The 13,058-nt window shown below is 64.8% G+C and carries 13 protein-coding genes; 1 reads left to right on the top strand and 12 read right to left on the bottom strand.

From position 1 onward, the window contains the following. Nucleotides 1-3: 3 nt before the first annotated feature. The 12 genes from GSH16_RS05030 to GSH16_RS04975 form a co-directional block, all read right to left on the bottom strand. The gene (locus GSH16_RS05030) at nt 4-969 is read right to left on the bottom strand and encodes a cupin domain-containing protein (RefSeq protein ID WP_160852515.1); all 966 of its coding nucleotides are present in this window, start codon (nt 967-969) and stop codon (nt 4-6) included. Next, on the bottom strand, nt 966-1,451 hold the full coding sequence (locus GSH16_RS05025; RefSeq protein WP_160852513.1) for an SRPBCC domain-containing protein: 486 nt from the start codon (nt 1,449-1,451) through the stop codon (nt 966-968). Before GSH16_RS05025 ends, GSH16_RS05030 begins: the two co-directional genes overlap by 4 nt. Continuing rightward, the gene (locus GSH16_RS05020; RefSeq protein WP_160852511.1) at nt 1,451-2,425 is read right to left on the bottom strand and encodes a nuclear transport factor 2 family protein; all 975 of its coding nucleotides are present in this window, start codon (nt 2,423-2,425) and stop codon (nt 1,451-1,453) included. Before GSH16_RS05020 ends, GSH16_RS05025 begins: the two co-directional genes overlap by 1 nt. After that, nucleotides 2,422-3,456, bottom strand: a complete 1,035-nt coding sequence (locus tag GSH16_RS05015; RefSeq protein ID WP_160852509.1) for a LacI family DNA-binding transcriptional regulator — start codon at nt 3,454-3,456, stop codon at nt 2,422-2,424. The genes GSH16_RS05020 and GSH16_RS05015 overlap by 4 nt, the downstream gene beginning before the upstream one ends. A 5-nt stretch (nt 3,457-3,461) precedes the next feature. After that, nucleotides 3,462-4,226, bottom strand: coding sequence for an SDR family NAD(P)-dependent oxidoreductase (locus GSH16_RS05010; RefSeq protein ID WP_328803190.1), 765 nt, complete (start codon nt 4,224-4,226; stop codon nt 3,462-3,464). Further along, on the bottom strand, nt 4,226-5,284 hold the full coding sequence (locus GSH16_RS05005; protein WP_160852505.1) for an ester cyclase: 1,059 nt from the start codon (nt 5,282-5,284) through the stop codon (nt 4,226-4,228). Before GSH16_RS05005 ends, GSH16_RS05010 begins: the two co-directional genes overlap by 1 nt. Nucleotides 5,285-5,289: 5 nt before the next feature. Next, nucleotides 5,290-6,600: a histidinol dehydrogenase gene (gene hisD / locus GSH16_RS05000; protein ID WP_160852503.1), complete on the bottom strand. Its 1,311-nt coding sequence runs from the start codon at nt 6,598-6,600 to the stop codon at nt 5,290-5,292. Next, complete coding sequence (locus GSH16_RS04995; RefSeq protein WP_160852501.1) at nt 6,600-7,142, bottom strand: ester cyclase; 543 nt, start codon at nt 7,140-7,142, stop codon at nt 6,600-6,602. The genes hisD and GSH16_RS04995 overlap by 1 nt, the downstream gene beginning before the upstream one ends. Beyond that, nucleotides 7,139-8,296 (bottom strand): carbohydrate ABC transporter permease, encoded by a 1,158-nt coding sequence (locus GSH16_RS04990; RefSeq protein ID WP_160852499.1) that lies wholly within the window; start codon nt 8,294-8,296, stop codon nt 7,139-7,141. The genes GSH16_RS04995 and GSH16_RS04990 overlap by 4 nt, the downstream gene beginning before the upstream one ends. After that, nucleotides 8,296-9,318 carry a carbohydrate ABC transporter permease gene (locus GSH16_RS04985; protein WP_160852497.1) on the bottom strand — a complete coding sequence of 341 codons (1,023 nt, stop codon included), beginning with the start codon at nt 9,316-9,318 and terminating at the stop codon, nt 8,296-8,298. The genes GSH16_RS04990 and GSH16_RS04985 overlap by 1 nt, the downstream gene beginning before the upstream one ends. Before the next feature lie 136 nt (nt 9,319-9,454). Beyond that, nucleotides 9,455-10,663 carry an ABC transporter substrate-binding protein gene (locus tag GSH16_RS04980; RefSeq protein ID WP_160852495.1) on the bottom strand — a complete coding sequence of 403 codons (1,209 nt, stop codon included), beginning with the start codon at nt 10,661-10,663 and terminating at the stop codon, nt 9,455-9,457. Nucleotides 10,664-10,712: 49 nt separating this feature from the next. Beyond that, nucleotides 10,713-11,801 (bottom strand): ABC transporter ATP-binding protein, encoded by a 1,089-nt coding sequence (locus tag GSH16_RS04975; RefSeq protein ID WP_160852493.1) that lies wholly within the window; start codon nt 11,799-11,801, stop codon nt 10,713-10,715. Between the two features lie 170 nt (nt 11,802-11,971). Between GSH16_RS04975 and GSH16_RS04970 the strand changes: the two genes are divergently transcribed. Further along, nucleotides 11,972-13,030 carry an ester cyclase gene (locus tag GSH16_RS04970; RefSeq protein ID WP_160852491.1) on the top strand — a complete coding sequence of 353 codons (1,059 nt, stop codon included), beginning with the start codon at nt 11,972-11,974 and terminating at the stop codon, nt 13,028-13,030. The last annotated feature ends 28 nt before the right edge of the window (nt 13,031-13,058 follow it).

Raw genomic sequence — 13,058 nt, 5'->3', positions numbered from 1 at the left:
CGGTCAACCGGTCCAGGTCGGGCCGGCCGCATCGGCCGTGTTCGTCACCCGGTAGAGGCTCGCCTCGCCCGTCATGGCGGGGGCCAGCGTATGGGTCAGACCGGGCGGGACGGCGCAGGTGTCCCCTGGCGCGAGCGTCGCCGCGCCACCGTCCCAGGTCAGCCGCCAATGGCCGCGCATGACCATCAGGATCTCGTGCCGGTCGAGCGCATAGGCTGACGGAGCGATGCTGTCACGGCTGAGGAACTCCACCTCGAAGCCCGGCCGGTCGCGCAATAGCGCATCCGTGCCGATCACCTTGGCCGGTTTTTTGCCCGACAGCGCCATCAGATCCCAATAGCGGGCGACATAGTCGCGGACGACCTCCTCCACCGGTGTTTCGGGAAATCCTGCCAGTTCAGCCTCCGACAGGAGCGGCATCGGGCCGACCCCGTCCGGCAGGGTTTCACCCTTCTTGCTGTCGTAGAGCTTGCCATTCTCGCCCAGCACCAGCCCGTGGTCGCGCGCATCCTCGATCACCTGCGGCGCCCAGATCACACCGCCGCCCGCATCATCCCCGCCGAGGATCGCCATGATCATCCCGTAGTCGGTGCCGATATTCTCGAAGCCGCGGAATATGCCGGTCGGAATGTTGAAAATGTCGCCCTCTTCGAGCACCACCTCGCCAGCCGTGCCCCAGCGCCCCCAGAAGAAGCGCCAGCGCCCCTTGAGGACGAAGAACACTTCCGCCGTGCGGTGCGAATGGAGCGAGTTGCGGCATTTGGGCGGCTGGCCCGCCGCGCCGATGTTGAAGCCCGGCGTGTCCTTGATATGGACATGCTGGTCGGGGCTTTCCGACACACCGCCGCCGATGATCGTGAAATTCTCCTTCTGGTCCGAGCCCGGCGTGTGGGCGTCGATGAAGGCCGTCTTGCAGGGCACCAGATCGCCATAGCGCACGATGCGGGTTTCCATCTCCTGCGGGGTCATGTCCTGTCCTCCGGATTGGCGGGCGCGAGCCCGTGTTCGGCAATGTCGGCCTCGAACCGGTCGAGCAGCCAGGCCCAGCCCTGTTCCTGCTGCTCGCCCGGGTCACGGCCGCCCAGATCGGTCGCCTGGGTGACGGCCTCCAGCCGGCTGCCACCCTTATGCGCGCTGAACCGGACGGTGAGTTGCATCATCATCGTGACAGCGCCGCCGAAATGGCCTTCGACCGAAACGGCCAGAAGGCGCGGCGGGTCCACCACATGGATCCGCTGGACCATGTGGCCGACCCCCTTGCCCTCATGGGTGATATGCACGGTCTCGACCCCGCCCGGACGGGTGTCGAAGCCGGCGTATCGCATGCCCGTGTCCGGTCCGGCTTCCCAGCGCGCGCGGGTGGCGGGGCTGGTCCAGTGGGCAAAGAGCCTGTCGACCGGATGGTCGAAATTGCGCGCGACGGTGACCGTCGCATGGGCCGGCGCGGGCATCAGACTTCCCCCGTGGCGAGCAGAATCTGCTTCCAGATCGCGGTTTCATCGAAGAGCGCATATTCGCGCCGCAGCCCCCAAGGGCCGAACTCGGCATGAGCGGCACCCATGACATGCACTTCCGCCCCCGTCGGTGCGCCGAACATGCCCCAGCCGGAATGCCTGCCCTGCAGGCTCCAGCGCAGCGCGGCGCGCGGCGGCATCATCGGGTCGTCCCGCCCGATCCGGTGGTGGATCGTGAACGTCGCATCGGGAAAACTCGCCCGCAGCCCCATCCAGAACCGGTCGGCCCCGTCATGGCTGAGCGCCTCCACCCCGCCCGGATAGGCGAGTTGGCTGGCCCGGTCATATTCCGCCGGGATCACGCCCATATCGGCGTCCATGATCCGGTTCAGGATATCCGCGTAGCGCTGGCCCCATTCATTGTCATTGCCGCTGCCCGTATAGGGTCCGGCAACATCGCGGTCGGGTGTGAACGGGTGCACACAGGCTTCCGGCCCGCCCTCGCGCGCGATCAGGTCACGGGCATAGTCTTTCGGGTCATGGCCAAGCTGGCGCACGATCGCGCCCTGATCGCGGATCAGCCATTCATCGTTGATCTGGTTCGCAATCGCATGACAGTCGGCAATGATCCGATAACGCAGCGTCTTCCCGGTGGCACGGCCATAGACCCCGTCGCCGCTATGGGTGGCCGTGGAAATGATCCGGTGGGACGAAAGCATCCCCGCCTCCGGATCGCCGGACCAGATCACATCTTCCCCCAGGAGCCGCCGGTCGGGAAACTCCGCAAGGGTCGCCATGGTCGCGCCAATCACGTCGCGGTTGCCGACCACCACCGAAGCCGGCGAGCGCACGACGATATCGGGAGCGTAATAGTCATGCAGCGTGGCGATCCGGCGGTCCTCCCAGATCTCCTTGGTGATCCCGATAATATAGTCGGGGAAATCGCTGAACTTCGGATCGAACCCTTTCATGGCGTCCACCCTTCCGGTTTGCGGGCCGATCCGCGCACGATGAGCGGCCCGTCGATGGTTGTGCGTTCCGGCGCGCTCGCCGCGCCGTCGATCCGGCCGAGCAGCATGCGGACGGTTTCCGAAACCATCCGCCGCGCCGGCTGGCGCACGGTTGTCAGATCGAAGCTTGGCCAGGCAGAGGCCATCACGTCATCATAGCCGACGACCGACACGTCGTCCGGCACCGACAGGCCCAACTCGAAACGCAGCGTGTCCATGACGGCGAAGGCCATATGGTCATTGCCGACAAAAACCGCGTCCGGCCGGTCGGCGCCCGCGAACATCCGCCGTGCCGCCGCCTGGGCCGCGGGATAGCTGAATTCTCCGCAGTCGCGCGCCCAGAGTGTCTGCCCAGCGGCCTCAAGCCCGGCCCGGAAACCGGCTTCGCGGTCGCGCTGGGTGGAGGCTTCCTCCCACCCGGCAATATAGGCGATCCGGCTGTGACCGCCGGCCACCAAAAACTCTGCCAGCTTGCGCCCGCCTTCCACATTGTCCGACGTCACCGCCGAGAGGCGGGCATCATCCTGACTGCGGTTGAAGAGCACCACGGGTATGCCGGCATCCGTGCAGCGTCCTGCCAGGTCGGAGGACAGGCCGACCGAGGCCAGCACGATCCCGTCCACCTGATAGTCGAGGATCTCCTGCACGACCGTCTCGATATTATCGGAACTGTTGGACGCCATGAAAACAAGGACATGGTAGCCCTCGGCCTGCAGAGCGTTCGACAGGTTTTCCAGCGCTTCGGGGTAGAAGAGGTTTTCCAGATAACCGACCACCACGCCGATGATCCGCGACCGGCCGGTGATCAGCGACCGGGCCAGAACGTTCGGCCGGTAGCCCAGTTCGGAGGCCGCGCGGCGCACCTTGTCGATCGTCTTCTGCGAGGCCGACGCGCCGGGGGTGAACACCCGGCTGACGGCGGATTGGCTGACGCCCGCGCGGCGGGCCACTTCGAGCGAGGTGACGCGGTCTGTCGATTTCTCCTGCCCCATGGCGCTCACTCCGCCGTCCAGCCGCCGTCGATCATCAGCGCCGAGCCTGTGATCATCGCGGACGCATCGGAGGCAAGAAACGTCACGGCGCCCATCACATCTTCGATCTCGCCCACACGGCCGAGCTTGATCCGGGCTTCGACCCAGGCGCGTTTCTCCGGGTCTTCCAGCGTCACGGCAGCAAGCGGCGTGCGTATGAAGGTCGGGCAGATCGTGTTGACGCGGATGCCCAAGGGGCCCCATTCGATCGCCATCGCTTTCGTGAAGCCCTCGACCGCATGTTTGGTGGCGCAATAGACCGACCGGTCGATCCCGCCGACATGGCCCATCTGACTGGAAATGTTGATCAGCGATCCGGCCTTGCCTGCGGCCGCCAGTCCGCGTGCCACCGCGCGGGTCAGAAAGAAAGCCCCGCGGACATTGCCGTCCATCACCGCATCGAAATCGGCCACGGTGGCGTCGAGCGCCGGCGCATGGCGGGCCAGTCCGGCACTGTTCACCAGAATGTCGAGCGGGCCGAGACCATCCACACAGGCCTCGATCGCGTCCGGGTCGGTGATGTCGAGCGTGCAGGCCTCCACCGAATGGCCGGCCCCGGCAAGAGCGCCCGCGACGGCATCGAGCCTGTCGCGGCCGCGCGCCGCCAGCACAACCTGCGCCCCTGCTTCCGCCAGCGCCGCGGCGCAGCCCAGACCGATGCCGGAGCTTGCACCTGTCACAAGTGCGCGGCGGCCGTCGAGGCGGAAGGAAGGTGTGCGGGGCAGGTCGATCATGGGGCAAGGCCTTCGGGCAGGGTGAAGCCGGGCGTCCGGCGGGCGGAGACATATTCCCGCATCCGTGCCAGCACATCCACGCCCAACTGGTCGAATGCGTGCAACAAATCGACCATCACCCAGTTTTCGCGAATCCGGTCGCCTTCGAGCCGCCAGAAATCGAGCGACCGCATCTCGATCCGCTTGTCAGACGGCGCGATGCCGAGCCAGCCGCCCGCGCTCACGGTCTGGATCATGTCGGGCCAGCCGGTGACCGCCACATAGTCGCCGTCGCCGAAGAAATGATAGTCGATCTCGTCCACATAGCGGCCACGGTCCGGCATGCCGTTAAGGAACGGGATCTGGTGCCAGTGCCGGAACCCGCCGATACCGCGCCCGGTGCCGATGCCGCTCGGCCCGTACCAGCTCATCCGTTCGTGCCAAAACCGCTCCATTTCCATCACGTCCGGTCCGCCCTGCGCCGGGTGCCGTTTCATATGCTCCAGCATGTCGATCACGCGGTCGCGGCTTCGCACGGACCGCGCTTCGTCGTGCGGTCCGGGCACCAGCCCGTCCTGCGTCGCGGGCCCCGGAATATGCCATTCGCGGCCGAGACTCGGCCCCATCGGCCAGGCGCCCGCCTGCATGATGAGTTCCGGAATGTCCCAAAGCGCCTGCATCTCCACGACACGGTTATCCTCGAAGCGGAAAAACTCGTGAAAACGCATATGCGCCATGTGACCGGTCGGCGGGATGTCGAGGAAGGGCGCGGCGAAGGTGCCGCAATAATAGCCGCCGCACCCGACCCACTGCGCCCCGTCCGTATCCGCGCCGGCCATGACGATATGGTCCCGCCGCTCCAGATCGGGCATCGCTGTCTTGAGCGGGCCGAGCGCATCGCCAAGCCAGCCCGCGGGACCGTCAAGCGTCTCGAACGGGAAAGCCAGGTGCATCGGCGCATCGGGCGCGACAAGTTCGGACAGGCGGTCCCGCACAGTCTCGGTCGCAAACTCGTACATGGCGGCCCGCAGCGGGGCGATCAGCGCCTTGTGGCGGCTGTGGGGATCGGCCGTCATCTGCGTCACTCCACCGTTCCGCCATAGGGCACGTTGCGCTTGCCATAGCGGCGGACCCGAATGTTGGCTTGCTCCGCATGGCCGACGAACCCTTCCAACTGGCAGAGGCGCGAACAATAGGCGCCCATATCGGCCGCGGCCTCGTCGCTGGTGATCCGCTGGTAACTGTGGGTTTTCAGGAACTTGCCGACCCAGAGCCCACCAGTGTAGCGGCCGGCCCGTTTGGTCGGCAGCGTGTGGTTGGTTCCGATCACCTTGTCGCCATTGGCCACATTGGTGCGCGGGCCGAGGAAGAGCGCGCCATAGGCCGTCATATTGTCCAGAAACCAGTCGTCACGATCCGTCATCACCTGCACATGTTCGCTGGCAATCTCGTTGGCGACTTCCAGCATCTCCTCGTAGCTGTCGCACAGGATCACCTCGCCATAATCGCGCCAGCTTGCGCCTGCCGTCTCGGCGGTCGGCAGGATGGTCAGGAGCCGGTCCACTTCCGCCAGTGTGGCCTCCGCCAGCTTGCGGGAGTTGGTCACGAGCACCGCCGGACTGTCATAGCCGTGCTCCGCCTGCCCGAGCAGGTCAGTCGCGCACAACTCGGCATCGACCGTATCGTCGGCGATGACCATGGTCTCCGTCGGGCCGGCAAACAGGTCGATGCCGACACGCCCGAACAACTGGCGCTTGGCCTCGGCCACAAAAGCGTTGCCGGGGCCGACGAGCATGTCGACCGGCGCGATGGTTTCGGTCCCGATTGCCATGGCGCCGACAGCCTGAATGCCGCCAAGAATGTAGATTTCATGCGCACCGGCCATATGCATGGCCGCGACCACCGCCGCGTTCGGCTTGCCGCCGAACGGCGGGGTCATGGCGACGATCCGCGGCACGCCGGCAACCGCGGCCGTCAGCACAGACATATGGGCCGCGGCGACCATCGGGAACTTGCCGCCCGGCACATAGCAGCCGACAGATTGCACCGGAATATGACGGTGTCCGAGCACGATGCCGGGCAGCGTTTCCACCTCGATATCCTGCATCGAGTCGCGCTGGGCTTTCGCGAAATTGCGCACCTGTTCCTGAGCGAAACGGATATCCTCGATGTCGCGGTCGGGCAGGGTCGCGATCAGCGCGTCGATCTCGGCCTGCGACAGGCGGAAACTGTCCGGCGTGTAATTGTCGAACTTCTGCGCATAGTCGCGCACCGCCGCATCGCGTCGCGTCTCGATATCGGCCAGCGTCGCCTCCACGATGGAGCGGATCTTGCTATCATCGGAGGAGCGGTCGGCATCGGACCGGCCGCTCTTCAATTTCTGGATCGCCATCAGCGCGCCTCCGGTTGGCCGGGTCGCGGGGGCACCCGTGACCCGTTGTCGAAATTCTCCCATCCCTCGCCGTTGAACACGTCCACGCCGAGCTGGGCCAAAACATGCGGGAAATCGACCATCACCCAATTGTCTTCGATCCGGCCGTCCACCACTTTCCAGAAATCCATGTAGCGGATCTCGACCCGCTTTCCGGTCGCGGCAATGCCCATGAACGGGCCGGAATGAACCGCTTCCTGCCGCCCGAAGGCCGCCGCCCATTCGCCCATATAGAGCCGCGCCTCGTCGATGCAGACCTTGTCGCTGAATGCCGCCTGGAACGGGCGCTGCCAATTGTCCTGAAAGGCCTGCAGCCCGATCTTGGTGCCGCAGCCCTGATTGCCCATCCAGCGGAAACTGTCGGCGAAGAATGCGCCGATATCGTCGATCCGGTGATCGTTGAGCCCGTCGACCATCGCCTCGATCACGGCCCGCGTCTCGTCTGTCTTGCTCAGGTCCGTATCGCGGCTGAGTGCTGCCTGTTCCGGTCGCGCGCCCTTCATCCCTTGACCGCCCCGGCCGTCAGGCCCGACACGATCTGGCGCTGGAAGATCATCACCAGCAGGAAGAGCGGCGCCGTGATCGACACGGCGGCGGCCACGGCCACAACCTGATCTGTCGTCGTGGTTTCCATGTTGAACATGCCCGCAATCGCCGGAACCATCGTCTGGTTCTGCGCATCGAGCAGGAGCGAGGTGACAAGGAAGTCATTATAGGCCAGCAGGAAGCTGAAAAGGCCGGTGGTGATCACACCGGGCCACATGACCGGCATGATGACCCGCCGGAACGCCTGAAAATGCGAGCAGCCGTCCACCCGCGCAGCTTCATCCAGGTCGGCCGGGATATTCTGGAAGAAACTCCGCAACATCCAGATGGTGAAGGGCTGGTTGATCGCGACGAGCACCGCGATGGTGGCAGCGGGCTTGCCGTAGAGCGTCGGTGCGGCATCGCCAAGGATCGGGCGCAGGATCTCGGCCGAATTGATGAAGACCGGAAGGTAACCGGCAACGAGCACCGCATGGGGCAGGGCCCGGAAAATAAGCGCGATGATCAGGATCCAGAAGGCGAGCGACGAGCCCGACCGCGCCAGCCCGTAACCGGCCAGTGTGCCGAACGTCAGGGAAATCGTGACAACGCCGGTCGTCACCAGAAGCGAGTTCTGGAAATTGCGGGTAAAGCCGCGCTCGATCCAGACCGTGTGATAATGTTCGGTCGTCAGTCCGATCACGTCGCGCCCGAGCGGCCCGGCAATGCCGTTCAGCAGATCCATGACCGGCGGCAGCACGCCGAAAAGCACAACCACGAAGGCCAGCCCCGTCACCAAAGCGCCGATGATCCAGCCGATCCAGACCTGACCGCCCGGAGACCATTCCCGGACCGCGCGCGGCAGCGGACCGATGGCAATGCGCCACGTGGCGTAGAAGAGCGTCAGCCCGGCAAGAATATCGAGGGTCGACAATCCCTTGCCGCGCGCCCGTGTTTCCGGCCCGAAGATCACGTTGAACGGATTGGCGTCGAACGCATCGACGGGGGCCTTGAAGCTCATCACCGTGATCCAGAAGATCGGGAAGGCCGCGACGAGGCACCAGAAGGCCAGAAAGGCGGCCGAGGAGATGCGGAGCAGCGCTGGCTGGCGCAGGGCGCGTGGCTGGGACATCAGTGGCCTCCGCGATGGTCGCGCCAGGTCCGGCGCAGGACGGGCACGAGCAGGATGACAATGCCGATCATGGTCAGCATGGCGCTGGCGGAGGCACGGCTCACCGACCGGTTCCCGGCCTGGTCTGGCACGAGGAAGTCATAGGTCAGCCATTGCAGCGAGATCACATGCGCCTGCGAGGAAAAGCCGACAACCTCTTCGAAGACGCGGTAGGCATCCATCAGGTGGATCAGCGTCACAAAGACGATGAGCGGCATCAGATGCGGCACGATCACGTAGCGCAGGCGCTGCCAGCGGCTCGCCCCGTCAATGACCGCGCTTTCCAGACTGTCCTGGTTCACGGTCTGCAGACCGGCATAGAAGATGATCGCGGCAAAGGGCGCCACATGCCAGACGCGGTAGAACATCATCATCAGTTCCAGCGTCCAGGCCTGCGCGAACATGGCGATGTCACGCTCCAGCCACCATTCCAGACCGGCGGTCAGGATCCCGTCTCCGATAAAGAGCCAGCGGATCGACAGGGCGCCGATCACCGGCGTGATGATCATTGGCAGAAGCGACAGGAAGATCACCGGCCCCCGCAATGCGCGGGTGGCATTGTTGATCACAAGCGCGATGCCAAGCCCCATGCCGAGGATCAGCGGCAGGGTGATGAAGGTGAAGGTGAGCGTGAAACGCAGCGCTTTCCAGAAATCGATGGTCTGGAACTCCGACCAGCTGCGCTTGGCCCAGGCGGCCTTGACCCGCCCGAATTCCAGCACGTTCTGGTAGGATTGCAGGCCGACGAATGTTGTTGTCGTGACGATCTTGCCGAACTCATCCAGCTGCGGCTGGGCCTTGGTTTCGGTCACGCAGGTCTGGGTCAGGAAACCCGGCGTGCAGGTTTCGACCTCGACCATCTCGTAGACGGGCTGCGTCAGGTAGAAGCTCTGTTTCAGCACGCTGACAAGCGGGAAGGCGATAAAGAGGAGCATCATCAGGATCGACGGCGCGACAAAGGCGGCGAAGGTGCGGAACTTCATGCGCGGTCTCCCTGTTGGATGCACCGCCCCGGGGCGGGCGTAGGTGCGGTTGGAACCGCCCCGGGGCGGTAGAGGTAACTGTGTCGGGGAAGGACGGGCCGGGACAGATGCCCAGGCCCGCCCGGCTCGCCAGGGGTTACTGGACCAGTCCGGCCTCCTTGGCCGCGGTCGTATATTCGGCTTCGATATCGGCCAGCGTCGTTTCGGCATCCTTGTCGCCGGTCAGGAAGGCCGCGACGCCATTGCCAAGCGCGGTGTGCATGATGCCCATCGGCCCGCTGGCCGGATAGGGCAGCGCACCGGCCGCAGCCGTGGCGGCGGCACCCATGGCAACCTCACCCGGCTCGTAGCCGTTGATCAGCCAGACAGCCGTGTCGTTGTTGGCTTTGACCATTTCCTCGTCGATGCCTTCCATGGCGACACGGAAGGCCGCGTCGGCTTCCTCGTCGGTCATGTTGGTGGCGAACACGAGACCGTCCCACCAGAGCGTCGTGGCCGGCGCGGCGGAGCCCATCGGGGCGGCCGCCATTTTCACCTTGCCGACGACCTGGCTCTCAGCCTCGTCATCCATGGCACCTGCGCGGCTGGCCCAGAGGTTGGCAATCGCGATCTTGCCCTGCTGGAACTGCTGCTGGACATAGGTGCTGTCGGACACGAGATATTCCGGGTCCATATATTCGGTGAGTGCCTTCAGCATCTCCAACGACGCAACGCCCTGCTCGTTGTTGATGGCCGGCATGTTGCCCTCGCCGAAGAAGCTCCCGCCCTCGCCGATATACATGTTGATGAATTCCTCGCCGAGGTTCCAACCCGACTTGAACGTGCCGCCGATCGGATATTCGACCACGCCGGCCTCCTGGATCTTGGCCGCGGCGTCGAGCATCTCCTGATAGGTGGTCGGCACTTCCAGCCCCAGATCGCTGAAGATATCCTCGCGGTACATCAGGTGCTGGGTGTTGACCATCATCGCGATGGCCATGGTCTGGCCGTCCACCTTGATGAGCTGGTTCGGCGTCAGGTTCTGGCCGTATTTCTCGACCAGATCGTCGAGCGGACGGATCGTGCCGGCATTGAGCAGCGGCACCATCGTGGAGTTGGCCACGCCACCGATATGATAGAGCGAGGGATTGGCCTCGAACGCGGAGGGCTGCTTCTCGCGGAACTCCTGATCGAGCTCGGCTTCCACATTTCCGCATTCGGCCATCGCATCGGTCACGGCCTTCCAGGCTTCGAATCCGGCCGACAGGGATTTGATCGGCACGTCATTCTCAAAGGCACACCCGGCCCAAGCACCGGTCGAGATCAGCGAAACGGCTCCGGCCGCAAGCATCGTCTTGAGTTTCATTGGTCGTCCTCCTTGTTGCGTTGCGGTCCGTCGTCGACGGCCGGACCGATTATCCGGCCATGCCCGGCATGGCCGTTTGTGGCGGGGTTTCCCCCAGTCGTTCACCACTCTGCCGATCGAACAGGTGGCAGATCTCCGGCGGGACCGAGATCCCGACGGGCGTGCCGATCTCGGCACGGAAATTCTTGTCCGCCTTGACGGAGACGAGCGCGTCGGCGATGCGCACGGTGATCATGGTCGCGTCGCCGAGCAGTTCCAGCGTGTAGATGGGCGCTGTGATGTCGCCTGCACCATCGGCCGCGAGCGTCGCATCCTCGGCCCGGAAACCGAGGGTCACGGGACCGTCGGGCACATCCAGCCCGCCTATGTCCGTGGAAGGTGCCGTGAACCGGCCCGCCGCCATGTCCCCGTCGATCAGGTTCATCGCGGGCGATCCGATGAAAGACGCCACGAACGTGTTGGCGGGATTGTCGTAGATCTCGGTGGGTGACCCCACCTGTTGCACCCGGCCCTGTTTCATCACCACGACCCGGTCGGCCAGTGTCATCGCCTCGATCTGGTCGTGGGTGACATAGATCGTCGTCACGGCCAGTTCGTGGCTCAGGTTCTTGATCTGCGCGCGGGTGGAGACGCGCAGCTTCGCATCGAGGTTGGAGAGCGGCTCGTCCATCAGGAAGACGTTCGGCTCGCGGACGATGGCGCGCGCCAGCGCCACGCGCTGCCGCTGGCCGCCCGACAGTTCCGCTGGCTTGCGATGCAGGAAATCGGTCAGCTCTACCATCCGGGCGGCGCGCTGCACCTTCTCTTCATGCGTGGACGTATCGACCCCGCGCACCTTCAACGGGAAGCGGATATTCTCGTAGACATTCATGTTCGGGTAGAGCGCATAGGACTGGAACACCATCGCAACGTCGCGGTCCTTGGGTTCCAGATCGTTGACGACGCGCCCGTCAATCGCGATCTCGCCGTCGGTCACATCCTCCAGCCCGGCGATCATCCGCATGGTGGTGGTCTTGCCGCAGCCCGAGGGTCCGAGCAGCACCAGAAACTCGCGGTCTGCAATGGTCAGGTCGAATTTGTGGACGCCGACGAAACTGCCCCAGCGCTTGGAAATGCTGCGCAACTGAATCTCGGCCATGGCGCGAAGGCCCCCCGTTTCCGTCCCTGTTTCCGTTGCTCCCGACGCCTGACGCCGCCGGGGAATCGCTTTTTGCATACGATTGCAACAAATCGTAGACTCGCGGTAAACGCTATGGCAAGGGATTTTTGCATACGATTGCAAAACCAACCGGACGGACGGGGGACAGAATGATCGATCCAGCACATCACAAGGCGCGGGTTCACGGCATGATCGATGCGCTCGTCAGCGGGGCCGCGGTTGACGAGGTCTACCACCCCGATGCGCTCTGGTTCGGCGCGCACCCGTTCAACGAGCGCACCGGACATGCCGCCATCGCCGAGGTCTGGTCCCAAATCCGCACCGCCTTCCCGAAGCTGGAGCGGCGCACCCATCTGCTGGCGGCAGGCATCTCAAAACCCGACGCGCGCACTTCGCCGGGCTCCGAGGGCCAGGCACTGGTGGCGAGCATGGGTGTCTATCAGGGGCGGTTCGACGCCCCGTTCTGCGATATTCCCGCCACCGGCGGTCTCGTCGCTCTCCGCGTCTGCGAGGTGCACATGCTCCAGGGCGACCGGATCATGCGAAGCTGGGTCTTGCCGGATCTGCTCGACCTGATGCGGCAGGCCGGGGTCTGGCCCTTTGCACCCTCGCTCGGGACCGAGGGTGCGTGGCAGCCGCCCGCCCGCGGCGCGCTCGAGCCCTCGCAGATCAATGCCGCGCTCGGCGACCGGAACTACCAGACCGTGCTGGACATGCATGGCGCGCTCCTGTCCTTTGACGGGCGGAGCCTCGACTCGATGGATCATGGCCGGTACTGGAGCGAGGATTTCCTCTGGTACGGACCGGCGGGCATCGGAACCACGATCGGCATGGGCGGTTTCCGCACACATCATCAGATCCCGTTCCTGATCGGCTTTCCCGACCGCACCGGCACCGGCCACTATATCCGCATCGGCGACGGGCCGTTCGTCGTGACCGGCGGCTGGCCGTCGGTCCGCGGCACGCATCTGGGCGAATGGCTCGGCCTGCCGCCGACCGGCCGCCCGATCGACATGCGGGTGATGGATTTCTACCGCCTGTCGGACGGCGTGATCGAAGAAAACTGGGTGCCGATCGACGTGATCCACATGGCGCTGCAGATGGGCTTTGATGTGTTTGCCCGCATGCGCCACCTGACCGGGCATCCGCAGACAGACCTGCCGACCGATTACGGGGCGCGCTATGGCAAAACGAAAGCGTGGGACTAAAATTTCTTTCGTTTTGTCGCGAATCTGC

Origin of the sequence: Oceanomicrobium pacificus (assembly GCF_009833495.1) — a bacterium.
GTDB lineage: Bacteria > Pseudomonadota > Alphaproteobacteria > Rhodobacterales > Rhodobacteraceae > Oceanomicrobium > Oceanomicrobium pacificus.
This window is presented reverse-complemented; position numbering and strand designations above follow the sequence as displayed.

Bases quoted from the DNA above. Each gene is read 5' to 3' on its own strand.
- GSH16_RS05025 (WP_160852513.1), bottom strand. From the start codon at position 1,451: ATGCCCGCGCCGGCCCATGCGACGGTCACCGTCGCGCGCAATTTCGAC.
- GSH16_RS04970 (WP_160852491.1), top strand. From the start codon at position 11,972: ATGATCGATCCAGCACATCACAAGGCGCGGGTTCACGGCATGATCGAT.
- GSH16_RS04975 (WP_160852493.1), bottom strand. From the start codon at position 11,801: ATGGCCGAGATTCAGTTGCGCAGCATTTCCAAGCGCTGGGGCAGTTTC.
- GSH16_RS04985 (WP_160852497.1), bottom strand. From the start codon at position 9,318: ATGAAGTTCCGCACCTTCGCCGCCTTTGTCGCGCCGTCGATCCTGATG.
- hisD (WP_160852503.1), bottom strand. From the start codon at position 6,600: ATGGCGATCCAGAAATTGAAGAGCGGCCGGTCCGATGCCGACCGCTCC.
- GSH16_RS05020 (WP_160852511.1), bottom strand. From the start codon at position 2,425: ATGAAAGGGTTCGATCCGAAGTTCAGCGATTTCCCCGACTATATTATC.
- GSH16_RS04990 (WP_160852499.1), bottom strand. From the start codon at position 8,296: ATGTCCCAGCCACGCGCCCTGCGCCAGCCAGCGCTGCTCCGCATCTCC.
- GSH16_RS04980 (WP_160852495.1), bottom strand. From the start codon at position 10,663: ATGAAACTCAAGACGATGCTTGCGGCCGGAGCCGTTTCGCTGATCTCG.
- GSH16_RS05015 (WP_160852509.1), bottom strand. From the start codon at position 3,456: ATGGGGCAGGAGAAATCGACAGACCGCGTCACCTCGCTCGAAGTGGCC.
- GSH16_RS04995 (WP_160852501.1), bottom strand. From the start codon at position 7,142: ATGAAGGGCGCGCGACCGGAACAGGCAGCACTCAGCCGCGATACGGAC.
- GSH16_RS05030 (WP_160852515.1), bottom strand. From the start codon at position 969: ATGACCCCGCAGGAGATGGAAACCCGCATCGTGCGCTATGGCGATCTG.
- GSH16_RS05005 (WP_160852505.1), bottom strand. From the start codon at position 5,284: ATGACGGCCGATCCCCACAGCCGCCACAAGGCGCTGATCGCCCCGCTG.